This is a genomic window from Ferdinandcohnia sp. Marseille-Q9671, from assembly GCF_976954385.1.
In genome coordinates, this window is sequence record NZ_CDRJTA010000001.1 from 1,547,600 (window position 1) to 1,567,800 (window position 20,201).

Genomic DNA, 20,201 nt, shown 5'->3' on the forward strand with positions numbered 1-20,201 from the left:
GCGTATACCACACAATTTGTTACTATCCTTGCCCAAATACCTTAGACGAAAAACAAAATCTATTTTCGATCCGAATAAGAACAAAAATAATTCTTCTTTAGAATAACAGATATAGTAAGAAATAGCAAATGCTATTATTTTTTTATTTCTAATCAATGCTGTTCTTCTTTATAGGTACTGGTTCAAGATAGAGTTTTATTCTTTACATACAAGTAACATTTTATTCTTTGTTAAACCAAAGTTCTTCCTTATCATCCACATCGCCATTGTAATTGATTAGGATCTCTTCTCCTGCTTTTATATCTTTATAAGCAAAGAAGTCAAACGTGTGATTATCAAAATTAATATCGTATGTTGCATTTGGCTCGTAGGAATGATTAAACAACATTCCATACCCAAGAAGGATTGCTGTGTGATTAATTCCGTATTCGAAAGCATAATCAGCGAGTAACGTTTGCTCAATGTGGTGATGCTGATCGTTCGGATAGGAGATCACTGGAGCTTCATGGATAAGTTCCCCTTTTTTGATATCACGTGTCGCAAATACACCTCTATTAAATTCTCCATCACTAAGTGGAGATGTTTTTACTTCAATCATGTTGTTCGCCTACTCACTTTTTTTATTTTCTCTATTAACTGTACCATTAATTTGAGCAGAGGGCTCACTTTTTATGAAAAATTCCTTCTTACAGTCCTAAGGGTTCAAATTTACATTCCGTATAATTTTTACCTTAGATGAAAAATCTACCGATAGAGGTGATTACATTGAACATCATTTGGGGTATATTTGGCATCTTAGTTATTCTTGGAATAGGTTTATTGCTTTCACATAATCGACGTAAGATAAATCTACGTACAATCTTGGGTGGACTAGCGATACAACTTGCCTTCGCATTTATCGTTTTAAAATGGGAAGCAGGTAGAGCTGGTCTCAAGTGGATTACGATGAGAGTTCAGGATGTCATAAATTTCGCAAACGAGGGAATAGGCTTTCTTTTTGGTTCCCTTGCAGATACTGAAAAGTTTGGATTAATCTTTGCGTTTAATGTGTTAACCATTATTATTTTCTTCTCTTCTTTAATCTCTGTCCTTTATTATCTTGGGATTATGCAGTGGTTTATTAAGATTATCGGAGGGGGACTATCCAAACTTCTTGGAACAAGTATGACGGAATCAATGTCAGCTGCTGCTAATATCTTTGTTGGCCAGACAGAGGCACCGCTTGTGATTCGTCCATATTTACCTAACATGACAAACTCCGAACTATTCGCTGTAATGACTGGAGGTCTAGCTTCTGTTGCGGGTTCTGTACTAGTAGGTTATGCATTGTTGGGTGTACCATTAGAGTATCTTCTTGCTGCTAGTTTTATGGCAGCACCTGCTGGACTTATTTTAGCAAAAATAATCGTACCAGAAACTGAGGATTCAAATGTGAAAGAGTTTAAGATGGAAAAAGATTCGGATTCTGTTAATGTTATCGATGCAGCTGCACGAGGCGCAAGTGACGGCCTACAACTTGCGTTAAATGTTGGAGCCATGCTATTGGCATTTATCGCTCTTATTGCGTTGATTAACGGGATATTAAGTGGTCTTGGAGGCATCTTTGGCTATAATGCCTTAAGTCTTGAAGGAATACTGGGAATACTCTTTTCACCGATTGCATTTGCAGTAGGTGTTCCATGGTCTGAGGCTGTTACTGCTGGAAGCTTTATTGGACAAAAACTTGTCTTAAATGAATTTGTAGCGTATTCGTCTTTTGCACCACAAATAGATCAACTAACTGAGAAAACAGTCATTGTAGTGAGTTTTGCATTATGTGGATTTGCTAACTTTAGCTCGATGGCCATACTGCTTGGAGGTTTAGGTGGACTCGCACCAAGTCGTAGAGGCGATATTGCAAGATTGGGACTACGATCAGTTGCGGCGGGCATGCTCGCTTCATTGTTAAGTGCGGCTATCGCAGGGATGTTTCTTTGAGGAAGCGACACGTTTGTGTCGCTACTCTTTATTTAAGGAACTCATTCTTGATCAACAAGTATAACTGTTCCACTCTTATCTATCGTATATAGCCTCCACTATTTCCCTTTTTAACTTATCCATTCTTTTTTCACTCTTACCTACTTTCTCAACCTTCGCCCATCCAACGATGTACCGTAAATTTTCATCTGTCTTAAATAATTCTTCATTCTTATCATATATCTGTTTAAACCATTATGTTGATTGAAGGAATGTAATGTTCTTACTTATTTTTTCATCACTTGGTTGACCGCGTAGAAACATGACCATTGACAATCCAATATTCGCCAATATATCGATTAACACTTTTTCACCCACCTCCAATTTGAGCTACTTCCCGAATATGGTACTTGCTACAAACCCTAATGTAATAATGATAGACACAAGTAAGATCGGAATGAAAAATAGAAAAACGGTATGTAACAAACTCTTTGAATTTCTCCATTCTTGATTGAATGAAGCAAAACCACCTGTAAGAAAAAGGTTCCAAAATAAGTCCGATTTTTTACTTTCCCTTTTGTTTCTCATCCGTTCCCCCTCCAGAGACTCCATGAACTTATATACGGTTTACTTTAGATAATGTTTCAAAAGTTCATTCTATAATGGCATCTTCCGAACAAATCTGTGTCAGAAAATTCGGTTCATTGTTATAATTAGAAAAATCCTATCTACTAGTTATGAATACTATTCAACGAATGATGTACTAGATTTATTGACAAAAAGGAGAGAATGTAATGGAACAACTAGTAAAAGATTTAACTGCAATTCATGGGCCATGTGGCTTTGAAGAGGATGTGGCTAAATACATAGCAAGTCGATTAAAGGGGAAAGTGGACCATATGGAGGTTGATGGAGCAGGTAATCTCATTGTCTCCAAAAAAGGCAGCCAAGCAGGGCCTAAGATTGTCGTTGCTGCCCATATGGATGAGGTAGGCTTTATCGTAAAAAAAATTGAAGAAAATGGTCTTATTCGGTTTGAAAAGCTAGGAGGGCATGACGATCGTATCCTTCTATCACAACGTGTCCAAATAAAAACATCTAAAGGTTTACACTCAGGAGTTATTGGAACAATTTCGGCTCATATGGTGAAATATGATGACCCCAAAAAAGTACGACCACATCAGCGCCTTTACATCGATGCAGGTGCTTCCTCTAAAAAAGAGGCAGAGGAATTTGGGATTCGAATTGGAGATCCTATTACGTGGTACCCACATTTTGATCATTTGTCAGAAACTCGGATAGTTGGAAAAGCATTTGATGATCGAGCAGGTTGTGCCGTATTAATTCAAGCATTAGAGGAAATAAACAAGGATGATTTTTCGGGTGAATTCATAGGTGTCTTTACTGTCCAAGAGGAAGTAGGACTTCGAGGTGCACGAGTGGCAAGTCATCAGCAAAATGCCGATGTTGCAATTGCCATTGATACAACAGCAGTTAGCGATACGCCGGAAGAAATGATGGATCAAACACTAGCAATTGGGAATGGAACAGGAATAAAGGTACTAGATTTCAGCTTGATAGCAAACAAAAAGGTTCGTGATCACTTAATTGAACTAGCGGATACTCATACCATACCATACCAATTAGAGGTCTTCCCTGGAATTGGAACAGATGCAGGAGAATTAAGCCTTGCTCACCAAGGTATTCCTACGGGTGTACTATCTATACCTTCAAGATATGCGCATTCTTCCATTGAAGTAATTGACTTGAATGACCTTACAGCCACAAAGGACTTATTAGTTGCTTTTGTAAAGGGCATGAAATACTCGAACTCTTATAAATTCACGATTGAATAAGGGAGCACTCTAAAAGACGCAAAATTGCTTTGCGTCTTTTTTATTTTTTACTTTTTTGCTTTCATTTGTACTGATAAAACGAATAATTCCTTGTAAAGAGTAGAAAGTAAAACGAATGAAAATTAGGTCCGAATCATTGGAGGAGTGTTTATGGGTAAATGTGAGGTTTGTGGACGCAGTGAAGTCGAAACAACGATACACCATCTACTCCCTAAAGAGATGGGAGGCACCTTTAGTGACACCGCCAACCTATGTATCCCATGTCATAAACAAATACATGCAGTATATACAAATAAAGAGATTGCTACTCGGTTAACTACATTACGTGAACTTAGAAAAGACGAAAAGCTTTCAAGCTTTATTAAGTGGATTCGAAAGCAACCTCCTACCAAAATCATGAAAATTAGAAAGTCAAATGAACGAAAACGGAAAAAGAAGTAGCACGGTACATAAGAATGAATCCTCTGAACATACTAAGCGTACATACGTTTGGGAGGGATTGCAATGGACTCAAAGGATTTTAATCAAATTTATCAGGACTACAAGCAACAAAGTGAAGAGCAGGCTCGTATAGAAGCTGTAGAAACAGAGTCTACAAAGGAAAAAATCGTAGCAGTTCGTAAAAATGAAGATGGTGATATAATCGCTTTTAAGACAGAAAGTGGAAGGGAATTGGATTATATAACAGCTTTAAACGAGGCAAAAGCCGGTATGCTTGCCCATGTGGATGTATTCCATAAATATGGTAGAGACATTCTACGTAGTGAGCCAGATGGTGTAAAAGAAAACAACTTAGACAATCTTCCAGATTTTTAAGGAAAGCCCCTTTACACAAAGGGGTTCAAAGACTCCTTATGTTCCGGAACTCCATTTTATCGCTTTTTTAACTAATTCATTCACATAAAACGCTTTAGCTTCCTGGTACATATGTGTATCGTTTGGGAACTGTCTTGCCAATTTCATCTTTAGCTCTCCATACTTTTTCGCATCCTCTGGGTGCATAATGAGGTATTTCTTAAAAACTAAATGTATCATACTATTTTCATTACCTTCTTGATAGATATGTAAATGGTGAGTCCTCTTTTCCTTCCCTTTGGTAAAATATCTTCTACCCGCAATCCCATTTTCTCCTCGTGGGTTATACCCCAGCGAAACCATTTTTTCATTGTAATAGTCAATCTTTGCAATATCTCTTACAACAAGTAACAGATCAATAATAGGTTTCGCATATCCTATCGTTGGAATCGATGTGCTTCCTATATGGTACATTCCAATCATTTCATCATTAACTATATTCCCAAGTAATATTTCTTCCGATTTGTATAACGTTTCCCATTCTTCTGTCCAAGGTAGGATTTCCGTTTTTCTCATTGGCAGTCCTCCATTCTTTCTTGCTAAGCAGGGGAGAGAAAGGCTAGGATTTTTTCGGCCACCTCTTTGGGTCTTATATCTTTAGAAGGTAACTTGTCTATTTCAACCCACATTGGTTCATACGTGCCCCTATTCCGTTTTGAATCAGTAAATTCTTGGCCCATACCAGTGCCTATTTCACCATCAATAATAGTGGTTAAGAAAAAATACTGTGTCCCGTTGTACTCCACTTTATGAAAACACTCATTCACTTTAACTTTTACCCCTAACTCTTCAAACGCTTCTCTTTCAGCTGCAAGTTCGGGAGTCTCCCCTATTTCAACCCCGCCTCCAGGAAACACATAATAAATTTGACCATCTCTGTTTCGTTCTATCAGAACAACCTTTTGATTGTCTACTATAATTGCAGCACCCCTCGTTCTCAAAACACACCTCCTGATTCATCAATAAAAAACTGCCGTCAAATAGAGAAATAGATAAAACCCGACCGGAACTACAGTTAAAGTAAGCCCCATTACTCTTGAACGTTTTTTTAACTGAACAATGGACCCTGTTACCCACAAAAGAAAGAGCAGCATAAAGTACCATCTATATTCTGGTGTGTCTGTTTCCCCAATCCCCGGACCACTCATCCAAAGGGAAAACACCAGAACAAATAACCCCGAAAGCAAAAGCCAACCATATCTTATCAGTTTCATTTTATCCTCCGCTTCAATAGACATTACGGCGTATACTATGGTCTATTCTACAAGTGGGGTAATATTCCTTCTTAGACAAAAAAGGTAACCCTTCATTTATAGAAAGGCTACCTCATTTGTTACCACTATATCTCTATTTATGATCCTTCAAGTCTTCATCGCTTCTATATTCTAAAAGATCTCCAGGTTGACAGTCTAAAGCCTTGCAAATTGCCTCCAATGTGGATAATCGAACCGCTTTCGCCTTTCCATTTTTCAATATAGAAAGGTTCGCCATCGTGATTCCAACCCTTTCTGAAAGCTCCGTTACACTCATTTTCCTTTTTGCCAACATTACATCGATATTAATAATAATCGCCATTGTATTTCACCCCTAGACTGTTAAATCATTTTCTGATTTTATATTTATCGCTTCTTGTAGAAGTCTTTGGAGGACAGCAGCAAACACTGCAATAACCATTGGAGCAAAAATAAAGAGCATTCCAATCACTACAACACCCGGTGCGTCGTCTAACTGGGCAAAGATAAAGAAGAATGGCAATCCAACCACATATAAGCCACTGATTGTCATTGCACAATATTTTATCTTTTGTAAAGATTTTACAGAGATTTCCGAAAACGCTTTGTTCTTGTCAATATAACTTAATAGTTTAAAGGCTTGGTACAATGCCATGTAAAATGGGATTGCCGACACATACATCACTGCTACAATACCATAAAGTACATATGCGAACTCCGAATTACCTTCCGCTGCCTCTTTAACTAGAAACGGTAACCCCAATATACATAAAGCGAGAACCGGAGTTCCAATAAGAATAACAGCTATTTTTAAAAAGAGTGTTGACCCTCGTTTCATTAAAAGCACCTCACGTATGTATTTTTCATTTTGATTTTACCACAACATTTATCGTTTACCAATAAATATTTATTTTATAACACTCGTACACTATAGCTCATTCTTCTATATTATAACGAAATAAAAATCCCTATTTCCAATTGGAAATAGGGTATTCGATAGAAATTTTTATATTAGGCCTTCAAATACAGTAACACAATCAGGAAAATAATAAGTCCAATCATAAATACAGAACCAATACTAGCGCTGTATACAAGATAAACTTTCACATGTTGAACCACATGAACAATCAGTGCAATCAGCAAGCAAACCAAGCAAAAAATCACTATATTCACGTTTTTATTTCTGTACAAAGTATCAGCACCTTACCGAGATATAGTAGGGAAACAAAAGTGTTTTTATTAGTTATATATTTTACATTGGCATTTATTATTCGTAATTTCTCCGTATAGCGTAGTGTATCAGTTTGGGGGAAATAAATTTTGGTTGCGGTCTATCACTTATCGTTTCGCGACTTCCCTTTATACTGTTCCTCTCGTTTGCCGTATATCATTTATCGTTTTGCGGCTCCGCTTTAGACCGTTACTCTCATATAAAAAATCGACATAAAAAAAAGACTGGCACATTTGCCAATCTTTAACTAATTTCCTACTATTACAGAGACAAACTCTCAATCTCTTCTTCGCTCTTCTCAATTTTTGCTGGATAAACCTCAACCCTCAATATATGGTGTTCTTCCATATCCAGCACCTTAAACTCGAATCCTCCGAAAACTAAAGACTGGCCAATCTCGAGATCAAAGTTTTGGCTTAACATCCAGCCTCCTAGTGTGTCCATCTCTTCCTCTTCAATCTGTATTCCTAATAAATCATTTACTTCATCAATTAATACTTTAGAGTCAAAAATAAAATGATTCGATTGGACTTTTTGCACTTCAGATATTTCATCCGTGTCAAACTCATCCTGAATCTCACCGACAATTTCTTCTAAAATATCCTCTACTGTAACGAGACCTGCTGTCCCGCCATACTCATCAACCAAAATGGCCAAATGAACCCGTTCCTTTTGGAATTTAAGCAACAGGTCATGGATTGGCATAGACTCGATTACATGAAGAATAGGCTTTGTATAATGTTCAATCGTTTTATCAGATATGTCTTTCCCTTGTACAAAATCTGATAATGCTTCCTTTAGGTTAACAAGTCCAATGATTTGATCCTTGTCTCCTTCTTCCATAACCGGATAACGTGTGTATTTTTCATCTCGTGCTAATTCGATAAATTCAAAAATACTAGCATCCTTAGATACTGCTATGATCTCCGTTCGAGGAACCATGATCTCTTTTGCAATACGATTATCAAACTCAAAAATATTATTAACATATTTATACTCTGCCTGATTGATTTCCCCACTCTCCAAGCTCTCGGAAAGGATGATACGCAATTCCTCTTCACTGTGAGCTACTTCATGCTCAGAAGCCGGCTTCATTCCAAATAATCCTGTAAGCTTTCGAGCAGAACCGTTTAACAACCAAATAAATGGATACATCAATTTGTAGAAAAGAATAATTGGCTTAGCTAGGAATAAGGTTACCGCTTCCGCTTTCTGAATCGCAACAGTTTTTGGAGCCAACTCACCGACTACAACGTGTACAAACGTTACTACTGAGAAAGCGATTATAAGGGAAATGATATGAGATAGCCTTTCATCTAATTCATAATTTAAGAAGACTGGTTCTAGTAATGCCGCTATCGTTGGTTCCCCTAAGAAACCAAGTCCTAATGCCGTCATTGTAATTCCTAATTGACATGCTGAAAGATATCCATCTAGATTTGATATGACTTTTTTAGCAGCTACTGCCTTTTTATTTCCTTCAGCAATTAGTTGATCAATTCGAGTACTTCTAACCTTAACTACAGCGAATTCGGTTGCAACGAAAAATGCAGTTAATACAATCAATAATGCAAATAAAAGTAAGTTAATTGTTATCAAAAAAGTTCCTTCTCCACATTAAGCGGATAAGGAAACACCTCCTATGGTAATGTATATAGATTTGTTTCACTACATTTATGCTAAGAGCATAAGTAATGAATGGATTACTGTTACATGTTCAGGTGAGAGTCGCTTCAGAAGAAGTCTTTTTTCATCTTCGTCGAGTTTTTCGAGCAAAGGAAGTAAATCTTCCACATTTTCTTTGATAGTAATGATCTTTTCTTCTGTTTGTAATGCTTCTTGAGAAGGATCACTCTTTTTATTTTGCTCGTTTTTAGTAAGTAACTCTCTAATTTCCTCTAAAGACAAATTCTTTTGTTTGCAATCTTCTACGAATCTTAAAATCTCTAAGGATTCCTGTGAATAATATCTGTAATTCGAAGCAGTACGTTCTGCTTTTATTATTCCTAGATTAGTATAATAGTCAATTGTGCGTTTGGTTACATTCGCCATTTCTGCAAGTTCGCCAATCCGGTACTTCCCGATCCCATCGAAACACCACCTCCTAAATTCAAAAGTGCAAGCGCCTTGCTCAGCCCCGACCAGCATAAGACGATTTAGAATAGAAGGCGCTCTTTGCCTTCAATTCTAAATTGGCTTATGACCTCGAGGGGCTAGGCGCTGGAACTAGATGTCTAAACGCTTATCCAAATTTAAAGAATTTATTATTTTCTTGTCAAATAGCAAACCATCACGTGATGGTTTAAACAAAAAATAACTAATGATAGAGTATACGAGAATACCCCTAATAAGGTTTCAGAAATACTAATTTTTTTTACTATCTCATAGACTTCTTTCATTTTATCCTATTATTATACTTCATTCATTCTTTACGTCCTAGTAATCATATCGTTACACAATCTTAGCAGTTATACCTTTTCAACTCACTTATAATAAATATAATATGTAACTAATTAGGGAATAGGGGAGAGATGTGGTATGGGTTCACTTCAAACGACTAAGGATAATTGGAATGCGAGTTTATACGATACAAAGCACTCGTTTGTTTCAGCCTATGGAAACAGTTTAATTGAGTTGGTAAACCCAACTAATGGGGAGAGAATTCTTGATCTTGGTTGCGGAACCGGGGACCTTGCAAACAAATTACATGAGATGGGCGTAAAAGTACTAGGTGTCGATAAGTCCGAAAATATGATAAAACAGGCTAGTCAAAAATACCCTCATCTATCTTTTCAGGTTCATGATGCAACAAACCTAGATTTCGAGTGCGAATTTGATGCGGTATTTTCAAACGCCACACTACATTGGGTAAAACCCGCTCTCAATGTGTTACATACGGTTCATAAAAGTTTAAAACAAGGTGGAAGATTTGTGGCTGAATTTGGCGGAAAAGGCAATGTTCAATCCATAACAAATGAATTGATTCAGCAAATTCGGAACGCGGGCTTTGAGTATCAAGAACAACAATTTCCTTGGTTTTATCCAAGCATTGCCGAGTATTCTACATTGATGGAGGAAGCTGGATTTAGGGTTACGCTGGCTCAGCATTATGATCGTCCAACTCCATTAGAGGGAGAAAATGGACTTAGAAACTGGATTACTATGTTCGCCGACCAGATGTTTCAAGGAGTCTCAGAGGATGCAAAAAATGACATCATTACAAACGTTGAAATCAATTTAAAAGAATCATTATTTAATGGTGAAAGTTGGATTGCGGATTATAAACGAATTCGAGTCATTGGTAGTAAAGAATAAGACTGAAGAATGGGAGGATTAGGTCCTCCCTTATTCATTCTTGCTGGTAATCAATTAAATAAAAGTTTGCGTTACTTTACCTTTTCCACCCTCTACTTCAACTTCAGCATATGCCCCATTAATAAAAGTGATCTGCGGTGGAACATGGCCACAGTCCACATCATAGATAATCGGAATCTGAAGTTCCTCTGTAAGCTCCTTGTAGACATCTTCAACTGTATAACCGCCAACAGGTGTATTTGCAGGACTTCTTCCAAACAGGATACCTGAACAATGATCAAACCATCCTGCTAGCTTCATTTGTACAAGAGATCTTCGTAAGTCGGTAGTGGATAACTCGCAATTTTCAAGATACCAAATCACAGGATCTCCTTTTATATAGTTCTTTCTAAAGTGTTCGACATTCCCATAAGGTGTACCCACTAAATGCCGAATGACATCAATGCAGCCTCCAAGTAATCTTCCCTGCAACTTCACCTTTTCGTTCATTGTCGACTTCCAGTACGTCATTTCTGTTAGATGGAACAGATGTGGAGTTGGATTATCATGCTGCCACTCCCTCTGGTATTTCTCTGATGAATACTGAACAATGGATGCACGTTTTTCTGTTGATAAAACGGTCTGCCACAGCGCAGTAGTTTTATCTGAGTATTCTCCTCTTAGATCTAGCAGATTCGCACCATGCGCGGTAGCAATACCCGTTTTTAAAGTAATGGCTAGTAACAACACACTCGTATCCGAGTAACCCAGTATCCACTTAGGTGGAAGTGCATTAAAATCAATGAATTCAAGAATTTCAATCAGGAGCTCCCCTCCCCAAGGAGGAATAATGAGATCTACACCATTATTTTGTATCATAGTAGTAAACTCGTTTGCGCGCTTTTTTGCTGGAGCCGACTTTGACTTTTCCTCTGTCCAAACAATCTCGCCACAGATGACACGGAATCCCTTCTGTTCCATACGTCTACATGCTTCTTTTAGTAACGTATGTAATTCTTTTTCCACCCCTGATGATGGGGCAGTGACGCCAATTGTTGCTCCATTTTTCAATTGAGGATAGCTAATCATGAGAAATCCCCTCCCATTCAAAATTTATTCTCTTTCTATATGTAACTTCTCTAGAAGATATGCAAATAAAAAAACTTTTCTAAGCTGGTAATTCCAAAAGGATTTACCCTCTTATTAATCGAAATGTAATTGTATAGTAAAAATCTGGAGGTGTACGATGAGTAGTCAAGTTTGTGTGATTAGCATCTATGTTCCAAATGTAAATATAGCGTTAGACTTCTATACAAATGTATTAGGTTTTCAAGTAAACAAACAGTATAGTCCAAAGATTGTAACACTCGTAAACGGAGAAGTGCCTATTGTCTTAGAGGAAAACGAAGATAGTAGTGAGAATCATAAGAGTAACTCCCCTGGAGTGGTTTTAGCACTACGAACCGAAAATATGAACGAAACGATTTCGTTTTTAAAACAAAAAGAAGTGGATTTTGTTATAGAGGAACCAACTGATTGTCCACCCGGAAAGTATATTCGTATTCGAGACCCTTTTGGAAATGTATTAGAGTATATCCAATTTGAGAATATGTAACTGATACGTAAAGCCTAGCTTGGAATTATTGGGCTTTTATTATGACTCAAACTATCCCGTAACACCTTATTAGTACTATGTTCCACAAAAATGTCCGTGATTCCTTCTCTTTATTCGTTGAAAAAGAAAAAATGACGTGAGTAGCCCACGTCATTTTTCCTTCGATATTTGTTAAGAAGCTTTTTGCATCGTTTTCTTATTGCTTGGTGCAAACCAACCAATTAATGCGATTGCAATCAGTACGCCATAGAAGATTAGGGACCATGTTGTGCCATGAGGAAAGTCATGATCCAAGACCCCAATATCTTCGTGGGCAAGGGTAATGACTGCTAGTTTGACACCAACCCAAGCAACAATTGCATATGCTGTTGTTTCCAATGCTGGACGCTTCTCTAGAAGTTGTACGAACCAAGTTGCTGCAAACTTAATCAAGATTAAGCCAGCGATACCGCCAAGAACAACAACAATGAACTGCCCGCCGTCCATACCTCCGAAATCACCTAGTGGCGAATCTGGAAGGCCAAGTGCAAGGGCCACCGCAGCTAAAATGGAATCAATCGCAAAAGCCAGGTCAGCTAATGCAATTTTCCCAACTGTTGGCCAAAACCCTTTTCCCGCAGCTTCTTTTGCATCGTCTTTATGAATGTCTTCATTCTTCTTACCAAACTTCGCCTGGGCGACATGTTTTAACCCAAGGTATAGAAGGTAGAGCGCCCCAATTGCTTGGATTTGCCATACGTTCGCAATAAACGAAATCGCAAAAAGGGCTATAAAACGAAAGGCGAATGCCATTAATATCCCGTAGTTTATGGCTCTTTTCTTTTGATCCTCTGGTAAATGCCTTGCTATAACCGCTAGCACAAGGGCATTATCAGCAGATAACAGCCCCTCTAATCCGATTAGAATGAGTAATGCCCATGCATACTCTAACCATATCGATTCCATGCACTTCTCTCCCAACTCATAGAAAATTTCATGCAAAGGTGCTGTACCCTTAGAATTTCCCAACATGGTACAGCTATCCTAGATAAATATTTCTAGAATTCTTTAGTGAATTCCTTTTTTTAACATAAAAAATTATGGTCGGTTTGTAAGTTTTGTTATTCTTTCTTGTAACATCTCTACCCATTCATCCGCCAATTTATCGACAGCTAGTACTTTTTGGAGCCCTTCCATATCCCTTGGCCTTTGAAAATAAATCTCATTCGCTTCAAGTATAGAAACTTGTTTTGGGTGACGCTCCAACAGTCTAATCGGTGAATCCTTTCGGACAAGTCCTTCCTCTATCACCCGGCATAAATAACCGGTGAAGCCTGTTTGAACCATTAATTTTAACAAATACGGATTCTTCGTTCTTTTCGTGATTGTGCTACATGGAACTCTCCCTTGGGATACTTGAATAACCGCATCGCCAAGCTGATAAATATCACCAATGCAAACATCTTGTTCCAACATATTGGTAACCGTAATATTTTCGCCAAAGGTCGAGGGTGGAAAAGGCGTTAGAAACTCTTGTTGCCACAGTGCATAATGCTCATGAGGATACACACAAACCGCCCGATCTGGTCCTCCATGATGCTTTAGATCTGCCACTCCATCCCCTCGAAAACCATCCTTTGTTAAAAAAGCTTCCTCAACGGTTTCTTTGCAAATGGCTGAGGAGAATTCTTCATTTTTTCCATCCTTCAATTTTTTAGGTAAGCCAATTGAAAAATTCATTAATTTGATATTGTTACTAACCATGTTGTACCTACTTTCTTTTTATATACATTTTTATAAGGTAAGAATAAGTTTTGATAAGAAATGCGCAGCCAACGCTAACGGAACCTGAAAAACAAAACCAAGTAAGAAGAATGCTCCGAGTTTTCTTACCGTAATTTGTCTTGTATGTAAAAGATACTTTCCAGCAAAGAATGAATATGGAAGAAGCACCACAATCGTTGTGATGATCCCTGGTACATATTCTCTGAAAACGAAAAATTGTATGATGTGCCCAACACCATTTGCTGAGATAATTCCTGGTACTAAAAACGAGAGATACGTTGTCGGCTTCATTCCAAGAAACTTTTTACCTAGGACTGTTTGGTAACATCCAATTGTTGCAAGTATCCATAAAAACGAAAAAGCCACCCCGAGAGTTGACACACGAAACGGAATTGTATCCGATTGAGTGATAAGGAATTGTTCTATTGTTACAATCTCTTCTATATCATGAAGTAAATAGAGCAGCGGAAACAATATGAGTAACGTTTGCACATGTGTAAGATTATGCTTCACCCTATTCACATTTTCCATGTTCAATTAAATGGTCAATTTGCTCCTTATGATGCTGATCATGGTTATGTAATTCCAAAAGATAATCGAGCAACGTCATTTTTTCGTGTCCCATGAAAGACTCCTCCAAGGTATTCGTCGGAATTCTTTCTAGTAGAGAAGTGAGCTCCTTACGTTTCAGACTAAATTCTGAAAGAAGGTCATCTTTTGATATTCCTGACCTTGCATATTCCATCGCTTTTTTATTTATATCCTCCACTTCCACGTTAACAGTAGGAAATGGTTCCCCATTAAGGAGTGGGTTTACACGATAATTTATAACGAATGTATCCCATGAGATAAGATGAGAAATCACATCTGCAGTTGCCCATGAGCCTTCTTTAAAAGGGGTAAACCATCCTTCATCGGATATATTTCTTAATGACTCTACCCATTCATATAAATCGAATTTTGTTTTTAACTCTTCTCGATTCATTTTATTCCTCCATTAACCTATTTCGTTGGCCTTTGTAAAACTCACGAACATAATCGGGATCCTTAATTGTGTTCAGGTGATCTGCAATTGCTAGTGCGAACTCAACGTATGCATGGCCTTGTGCTGTAATCACAGAGTGTGCTTTCACTACTGGTTCGTAATGAAAGTATTCTTCTTTAAAACAACCAAGAAACTCACGCTGCTTTTGATGAAGAGTAACGGTATATGGCTTATCTTCTAAAATACCTGCCCTTGCCAAAACATAAGTACCACTGCAAATCGCGGCTGTTAGCTTTTTCAAGTCGTGTAGTTCCTTTGTAAGTTGGTATAGTCGGTGCGAGTCTTTTATATGGATCAGGTCACCACCAGGGATGATAATCCCTTCATACTCTGACGGATCTACCTCACTAAAAGTCAGATGAGGCATGAATTGAAGCCCAGATTCTCCCGTAATCATTTGTCGCGTTTCTGCGACCGTTTTAATTTGGAATGAACTTTTGAGCATTGCTGTTGCAACTGTTATTTCAAACTCTGAGAAAGAATCGTACATGACAAGCACTATTTTTTTCATATCCAGCACTCCCTTACCCTAAAAATTCTACAATGTATGAGCATATCCCTTCAAAATCTATTGTAAAAAAGCGAGGCGGCAGAACTGATTTTTTTGTCTTATATAAATTAGCCCTTTATTTATTGTGGTCTGAAGAATTAAAAGAATAAAACCGGCCATATATATATTTAAAACAACAGTTTAAAGCATAGAAAACGGCGTTACGTATAACCTAATAATGGAAAGTTCAAAACCGAGAAATAATAATTGACATACTTGTATATACAGGTTAAAATGAAAACGTAATCATAACTTGTATATACAGGATGTCCATACTGCATCCATGTAAGGGGGATTTATCAATGAGTAAGTACACAGATCCTGCGAAGGAATTGCTTGACCACATTGGTGGGAAAGAGAACGTGGCAGCTGTTACACACTGTGCAACAAGAATGCGCTTCGTTTTAAATGATCCTAAAAAAGCAGACATAGATAAAATTGAAGGAATTGGACTCGTAAAAGGTACGTTTACACAAGCAGGTCAATTCCAAGTAATCGTTGGAAATGAAGTTTCCACCTTCTACAACGAGTTTGTCAAACACGCAGGTGTTGACGGTACATCTAAAGAAGAAGCAAAGGTTGCTGCTAAGCAAAATATGAACTGGCTTCAACGTTTAATGGGGCATCTTGCTGATATTTTCACACCATTAATTCCTGCCCTTGTTGTTGGGGGTCTGATCTTAGGTTTCCGAAATGTCATCGGTGAAATTGAATTACTTGAAAACAACTCAAAAACAATTGTTGAGGTTTCTCAATTCTGGGCGGGTGTTCACGCATTCCTATGGTTAATTGGTGAAGCGATCTTCCACTTCTTGCCTGTTGGAATTACGTGGTCCATTACTCGTAAGATGGGTACGTCTCAAATTCTAGGTATTGTTTTAGGTATTACGCTTGTTTCTCCGCAATTGATGAATGCATACGGAGTTGCAGGTGCTGAGGAAATTCCAGTTTGGGATTTTGGATTCGCAACAATTGAAATGATTGGGTATCAAGCACAAGTTATTCCGGCTATTTTAGCAGCATTTGTACTTGTTTACTTAGAGCGCTTTTTCCGTAAGGTTTCACCAAATTCAATTTCAATGATTATCGTTCCATTTTTTGCACTAGTTCCGACTGTTTTAATTGCTCATACCATTCTTGGACCAATCGGTTGGACGATCGGTTCTTGGATTTCTGATGTTGTTTACACAAGCTTAACTTCAGCATTTGGTTGGTTATTTGCAGCTATCTTTGGATTTGCGTATGCACCACTTGTTATCACTGGTTTACACCATATGACTAACGCGATTGACCTACAATTGATGAGTGAGTTTGACGGAACAAACCTATGGCCAATGATTGCTTTATCTAATATTGCGCAAGGTTCAGCTGTTCTAGCAATGATTTATATTAATCGTAAAAATGAAGAAGAAAAGCAGGTTTCCATTCCAGCATGTATCTCTTGTTATCTAGGTGTAACAGAGCCAGCAATGTTCGGTATTAACTTAAAATATGGCTTCCCATTCCTAGCCGCAATGATTGGTTCCATGATCGCAGCGATTATCTCTGTAGGTAGCGGTGTTATGGCGAACTCAATCGGAGTTGGTGGAATCCCTGGAATCCTCTCTATCCAAGCCGCTCATTGGTTAATGTTTGCTATTGCAATGGCTGTAGCAATTGCAGTACCATTTATTCTAACAATCATTTTTGCGAAAGCAAATGTAGGAAAAATTTCATTTGGTAAAAAATAAAACAAGAGCGGAGGGGAATTACCCCTCCCTTTTTTTGCATTAACGCGGTAAAATGTAAGTGTAGAAAACATGAAAAGGGATTGGGTATTCTGTATGAACAACAAGTACTTAATGATTTATAGTGAAATCGTAGATCAAATAAAAAGCGGAAGTATCACAGCAAACAGCCTGTTGCCTTCTGAAAATGAACTCAAGGAAGAATACAATACCTCTCGCGAAACAATTCGCAAAGCACTGAACCTCCTTTCACAAAACGGGTATATTCAAAAAATGAAAGGCAAAGGCTCAATGGTGATTGACGTGAATAAGTTTGACTTCCCAGTTTCAGGTCTTGTTAGCTTTAAAGAGCTGTCGGAGAAAATGGGAGATAAACCAAAAACAATTGTCAATGAACTCACGCTTGGAAAACCAGACAATTTTATCAAACAACAGCTTCAGCTATCAAGCAAGGATCAAGTGTGGAAGGTGATTCGAACAAGAAAGATTAATGGCGAGAATATTATCTTGGACAAGGATTACATTTCAAAAAAATATGTACCAGAGCTAACGGAAGAGATTTGCGAAAATTCCATTTATGAGTATATTGAAAAGAAACTGAAATTGACAATCAGTTTTGCAAAAAAGGAAATTACCGTTGTCGAGCCCACAGAAGAGGACCGAGAACTTCTCGACCTGGATGGCTTTCATAATGTTGTTGTTATCAAAAACTTTGTATATCTGGACAATGCAAGTTTATTTCAATACACGGAATCTCGTCACCGTCCTGATAAGTTCCGATTCGTTGACTTTGCACGGCGAACGCATTTGTAGATTGGAGTTAAGTTTTTCTTAGGACGCTGCAATTATTCTCGCGAAGGTGCAATTATTCCTCGTACTCAACTTATATGATACGAAAAAACAGGATGTCCAAATGGATCATCCTGTTTTCTTATTATTAGCGTACTGTTTTTAATGCGCCGCTCCAAGATACAACTTGGTCTAACATTAGGTTAACGTTGTCTAAGTGTAGATCTTGTGGCTTAAAGTCTGCTCCGTTTTCGAAATCAGTGAATAATGAAAGAGTTGGATGTGTACGAACATCTGCGATCATTAATTCACCCATGATTCCACGTAGGTGTTCTGCAGCACGTGCACCACCAGTTGAACCGTAACTTACGATACCAGCAGCTTTGTTGTTCCAAGCTTCACGAGCTAGGTCTAAAGCATTTTTCAATGCGCCAGTAATACTGTGGTTATATTCTTGAACGATGAATACAAATCCATCAAGGTTAGCTAGTTTTTCATTCCAAGCAGCAATTCCAGGAGCATCTGCTTCTCCTAAGAATGGTAATTTGAAATCTGCGATATCTACGATTTCATAGTTTGCATCTCCACGCTTGTCAGCAATTTCCTTTACCCATGCTCCAACTTGTGGACTTACACGTCCTTGACGTGTACTACCTAAAATAATACCAATGTTTAATTTTTCGTTTGACATCTTTTCTTCCTCCTTTTGTTGATTACCAAAAAGCTTATCTAGTAAACCCATGTTGTCTCTCCTTTTATATATTAAAGGATATTTTTGTAAAATACCTTTAATTTATTTATCTCTGAAATAATTATCTTAACTTCAAGATAAATATTACATGAGAAAGAAACCTTTGTCAACCCAAATGCAAAAAAGTAAGATTTTTTCGGTTGAATATGCAAAAAGACCAAATCGGTAATGATTCGGCCTTCTATTTTTTTATTGAATTGGATTACCCGCACGAATTCGTTCAGGTATATGTCTTCTTATCGCAAACAATAATTCACCTAAAAAGTATAGTGCTACCGATGGCCAAATCCATGCCCAAAATTTCCCCACTGCTCCATATAAAGCGACGATGCCTGGATGAACTTAGACCAAACACCCTAGGGATAATACAATCCAGCAGATCGAATAGGAAAAACAAATATGTCCATGCAGCTGCAACTTATGGCCCGAGTAATCCCACCATTTGCGTCCAAAGAGTTTTTCTAGTAGAAAACCACTACCATACTCGACTAATGTTGGGATAAGGAAGCATAGTCCTACTACAATGGACCAATGCATGTCATTCCCGATTAAGAGGACTAGAAGGATGGGAGCAAATCCATACATCGGCTTAAAAGGACCAAAAAGAAAGTTATCCTTAAAAAACACTCTTTTCCTTACATAACTATAAGTGTTCTCCAGCAACCAGCCTAGAAACGAATAAATAGTAAAGAAAAAGATTACAATCATGGCACCATCCCAGGTAAAAAGCAAAGGCATTCCAAAATCAAAACCACTTCCTAAACTATGTAACACAGCTAAATCACCTCAAGGATAATATTCCCATTTAGGATTTACACTGCCACTTAAAAATATACTCTAGAAAGGATCTTAACCGAACATAAAAAATAGTACCAATATCCGAATTGGTACTATTTTTCAAATCGATTATCGTGACGTTTTTGGCGGCTGGCACACGTCACATTTACGTTGGTGATTATTTTTAAATTTCGTAAATGTCTTTTCAAAGTTGTTTCCACATGCACATTTAAAGAGTAGCTTTTGAGAAAACCCGTGATATTCTGTTGATAGCAGTTTACTATCTGAATTCTTCTCAACAAATTCATTAATCTTACCGATTGTCCATCGTTTGTTCATTTGTATACACCTCTATATTTTATCCGTTGCGGTAGCTTACCATGACTTCCGCTTCATACTTGGCTACTCATTATACCATAAGCCTTTGAACAATCAAAAATGGATTCGATTGAATTTGTTTTACCTATTCTCTACATATACGTCCTTTAGCCTGAGAATCTGACATAAACTATGACTAACCGATAAAAAAACAAAGATGCCCCAACGGACACCTTTATTTTACGTATAAAAGCGAATATAAACGGCTACAGCTATTAATGAGAGGAGGATTACAACTACATAGATTACAGTTAGGTTGATACTGTTTCGTTTCGTAGATTGACGGTAGTTTGCATCCCCTTTTCCCGCTATCATGATGGTTCCTACTAGTGCAGCAATTCCAATGATGATTACCAGAATAATTGCGATCTCCATACTATT

General features: G+C 37.7%; 27 protein-coding genes. 8 read left to right on the forward strand and 19 right to left on the reverse strand.

The features are described 5' to 3' along the window. Positions 1 to 220: 220 nt before the first annotated feature. On the reverse strand, positions 221 to 598 hold the full coding sequence (locus ACWNMY_RS08020; protein WP_449537708.1) for an SET domain-containing protein: 378 nt from the start codon (positions 596 to 598) through the stop codon (positions 221 to 223). 167 nt (positions 599 to 765) lie between these two features. On the opposite strand from ACWNMY_RS08020, the gene ACWNMY_RS08025 reads away from it, so the two are divergent. After that, positions 766 to 1,977, forward strand: a complete 1,212-nt coding sequence (locus ACWNMY_RS08025; RefSeq protein ID WP_449537709.1) for a NupC/NupG family nucleoside CNT transporter — start codon at positions 766 to 768, stop codon at positions 1,975 to 1,977. A gap of 369 nt (positions 1,978 to 2,346) precedes the next feature. Here the strand turns inward: ACWNMY_RS08025 and ACWNMY_RS08030 are convergent, their stop codons facing one another. After that, positions 2,347 to 2,544: a hypothetical protein gene (locus ACWNMY_RS08030; protein ID WP_449537710.1), complete on the reverse strand. Its 198-nt coding sequence runs from the start codon at positions 2,542 to 2,544 to the stop codon at positions 2,347 to 2,349. A gap of 206 nt (positions 2,545 to 2,750) precedes the next feature. Between ACWNMY_RS08030 and ACWNMY_RS08035 the strand changes: the two genes are divergently transcribed. The 3 genes from ACWNMY_RS08035 (at position 2,751) to ACWNMY_RS08045 (ending at position 4,628) form a co-directional block, all read left to right on the forward strand. Further along, entirely contained in the window at positions 2,751 to 3,812 is a 1,062-nt protein-coding gene (locus ACWNMY_RS08035; RefSeq protein WP_449537711.1) for a M42 family metallopeptidase, read from the forward strand. Positions 3,813 to 3,962: 150 nt separating this feature from the next. Continuing rightward, positions 3,963 to 4,253 carry an HNH endonuclease gene (locus tag ACWNMY_RS08040; protein ID WP_449537712.1) on the forward strand — a complete coding sequence of 97 codons (291 nt, stop codon included), beginning with the start codon at positions 3,963 to 3,965 and terminating at the stop codon, positions 4,251 to 4,253. Between the two features lie 63 nt (positions 4,254 to 4,316). Next, positions 4,317 to 4,628, forward strand: coding sequence for a DUF3892 domain-containing protein (locus tag ACWNMY_RS08045; protein ID WP_449537713.1), 312 nt, complete (start codon positions 4,317 to 4,319; stop codon positions 4,626 to 4,628). 36 nt (positions 4,629 to 4,664) lie between these two features. Here the strand turns inward: ACWNMY_RS08045 and ACWNMY_RS08050 are convergent, their stop codons facing one another. The 7 genes from ACWNMY_RS08050 to ACWNMY_RS08080 form a co-directional block, all read right to left on the reverse strand. Beyond that, complete coding sequence (locus ACWNMY_RS08050) at positions 4,665 to 5,183, reverse strand: GrpB family protein (RefSeq protein ID WP_449537714.1); 519 nt, start codon at positions 5,181 to 5,183, stop codon at positions 4,665 to 4,667. 23 nt (positions 5,184 to 5,206) lie between these two features. Further along, positions 5,207 to 5,608: an NUDIX hydrolase gene (locus ACWNMY_RS08055; protein ID WP_449537715.1), complete on the reverse strand. Its 402-nt coding sequence runs from the start codon at positions 5,606 to 5,608 to the stop codon at positions 5,207 to 5,209. Between the two features lie 18 nt (positions 5,609 to 5,626). Next, complete coding sequence (locus tag ACWNMY_RS08060; protein ID WP_449537716.1) at positions 5,627 to 5,881, reverse strand: hypothetical protein; 255 nt, start codon at positions 5,879 to 5,881, stop codon at positions 5,627 to 5,629. A 133-nt stretch (positions 5,882 to 6,014) separates the two neighbouring features. Then, the gene (locus tag ACWNMY_RS08065; protein ID WP_449537717.1) at positions 6,015 to 6,242 is read right to left on the reverse strand and encodes a helix-turn-helix domain-containing protein; all 228 of its coding nucleotides are present in this window, start codon (positions 6,240 to 6,242) and stop codon (positions 6,015 to 6,017) included. Between the two features lie 12 nt (positions 6,243 to 6,254). Beyond that, positions 6,255 to 6,737, reverse strand: coding sequence for a DUF2975 domain-containing protein (locus tag ACWNMY_RS08070; protein WP_449537718.1), 483 nt, complete (start codon positions 6,735 to 6,737; stop codon positions 6,255 to 6,257). 654 nt (positions 6,738 to 7,391) lie between these two features. Beyond that, positions 7,392 to 8,729 (reverse strand): hemolysin family protein, encoded by a 1,338-nt coding sequence (locus ACWNMY_RS08075; protein ID WP_449537719.1) that lies wholly within the window; start codon positions 8,727 to 8,729, stop codon positions 7,392 to 7,394. A gap of 75 nt (positions 8,730 to 8,804) precedes the next feature. Next, positions 8,805 to 9,278: a MerR family transcriptional regulator gene (locus ACWNMY_RS08080; RefSeq protein WP_449537720.1), complete on the reverse strand. Its 474-nt coding sequence runs from the start codon at positions 9,276 to 9,278 to the stop codon at positions 8,805 to 8,807. 390 nt (positions 9,279 to 9,668) lie between these two features. Between ACWNMY_RS08080 and ACWNMY_RS08085 the strand changes: the two genes are divergently transcribed. Next, entirely contained in the window at positions 9,669 to 10,445 is a 777-nt protein-coding gene (locus tag ACWNMY_RS08085; protein WP_449537721.1) for a class I SAM-dependent methyltransferase, read from the forward strand. A 54-nt stretch (positions 10,446 to 10,499) separates the two neighbouring features. Here the strand turns inward: ACWNMY_RS08085 and ACWNMY_RS08090 are convergent, their stop codons facing one another. Continuing rightward, positions 10,500 to 11,513 (reverse strand): S66 family peptidase, encoded by a 1,014-nt coding sequence (locus ACWNMY_RS08090; protein WP_449537722.1) that lies wholly within the window; start codon positions 11,511 to 11,513, stop codon positions 10,500 to 10,502. Between the two features lie 157 nt (positions 11,514 to 11,670). Between ACWNMY_RS08090 and ACWNMY_RS08095 the strand changes: the two genes are divergently transcribed. Continuing rightward, the gene (locus ACWNMY_RS08095) at positions 11,671 to 12,039 is read left to right on the forward strand and encodes a VOC family protein (protein WP_449537723.1); all 369 of its coding nucleotides are present in this window, start codon (positions 11,671 to 11,673) and stop codon (positions 12,037 to 12,039) included. 171 nt (positions 12,040 to 12,210) lie between these two features. Here the strand turns inward: ACWNMY_RS08095 and ACWNMY_RS08100 are convergent, their stop codons facing one another. The 5 genes from ACWNMY_RS08100 to ACWNMY_RS08120 all read right to left on the reverse strand — a co-directional run bounded on the left by ACWNMY_RS08100 (position 12,211) and on the right by ACWNMY_RS08120 (position 15,359). Continuing rightward, positions 12,211 to 12,984, reverse strand: coding sequence for a TerC family protein (locus ACWNMY_RS08100; protein ID WP_449537724.1), 774 nt, complete (start codon positions 12,982 to 12,984; stop codon positions 12,211 to 12,213). Between the two features lie 132 nt (positions 12,985 to 13,116). Continuing rightward, entirely contained in the window at positions 13,117 to 13,782 is a 666-nt protein-coding gene (locus tag ACWNMY_RS08105; protein WP_449537725.1) for an MOSC domain-containing protein, read from the reverse strand. A 30-nt stretch (positions 13,783 to 13,812) separates the two neighbouring features. Further along, positions 13,813 to 14,316, reverse strand: a complete 504-nt coding sequence (locus ACWNMY_RS08110; RefSeq protein ID WP_449537726.1) for an HXXEE domain-containing protein — start codon at positions 14,314 to 14,316, stop codon at positions 13,813 to 13,815. Between the two features lies 1 nt (position 14,317). Further along, the gene (locus tag ACWNMY_RS08115; RefSeq protein WP_449537727.1) at positions 14,318 to 14,788 is read right to left on the reverse strand and encodes a DinB family protein; all 471 of its coding nucleotides are present in this window, start codon (positions 14,786 to 14,788) and stop codon (positions 14,318 to 14,320) included. Between the two features lies 1 nt (position 14,789). Then, entirely contained in the window at positions 14,790 to 15,359 is a 570-nt protein-coding gene (locus ACWNMY_RS08120) for a DJ-1/PfpI family protein (RefSeq protein ID WP_449537728.1), read from the reverse strand. 341 nt (positions 15,360 to 15,700) lie between these two features. Between ACWNMY_RS08120 and treP the strand changes: the two genes are divergently transcribed. Continuing rightward, positions 15,701 to 17,128 carry a PTS system trehalose-specific EIIBC component gene (gene treP / locus ACWNMY_RS08125; protein WP_449537729.1) on the forward strand — a complete coding sequence of 476 codons (1,428 nt, stop codon included), beginning with the start codon at positions 15,701 to 15,703 and terminating at the stop codon, positions 17,126 to 17,128. Positions 17,129 to 17,221: 93 nt separating this feature from the next. Further along, positions 17,222 to 17,938: a trehalose operon repressor gene (gene treR, locus ACWNMY_RS08130; RefSeq protein WP_449538414.1), complete on the forward strand. Its 717-nt coding sequence runs from the start codon at positions 17,222 to 17,224 to the stop codon at positions 17,936 to 17,938. A 124-nt stretch (positions 17,939 to 18,062) separates the two neighbouring features. Here the strand turns inward: treR and ACWNMY_RS08135 are convergent, their stop codons facing one another. From ACWNMY_RS08135 to ACWNMY_RS08150, 4 genes are all read right to left on the reverse strand, one after another. Further along, positions 18,063 to 18,656 carry an NADPH-dependent FMN reductase gene (locus ACWNMY_RS08135; RefSeq protein WP_449537730.1) on the reverse strand — a complete coding sequence of 198 codons (594 nt, stop codon included), beginning with the start codon at positions 18,654 to 18,656 and terminating at the stop codon, positions 18,063 to 18,065. Between the two features lie 351 nt (positions 18,657 to 19,007). Beyond that, entirely contained in the window at positions 19,008 to 19,439 is a 432-nt protein-coding gene (locus ACWNMY_RS08140) for a putative ABC transporter permease (protein WP_449537731.1), read from the reverse strand. Positions 19,440 to 19,571: 132 nt separating this feature from the next. Next, positions 19,572 to 19,781: a hypothetical protein gene (locus ACWNMY_RS08145; protein WP_449537732.1), complete on the reverse strand. Its 210-nt coding sequence runs from the start codon at positions 19,779 to 19,781 to the stop codon at positions 19,572 to 19,574. A 219-nt stretch (positions 19,782 to 20,000) separates the two neighbouring features. Beyond that, the gene (locus ACWNMY_RS08150; RefSeq protein ID WP_449537733.1) at positions 20,001 to 20,195 is read right to left on the reverse strand and encodes a hypothetical protein; all 195 of its coding nucleotides are present in this window, start codon (positions 20,193 to 20,195) and stop codon (positions 20,001 to 20,003) included. Positions 20,196 to 20,201 lie beyond the last annotated feature (6 nt).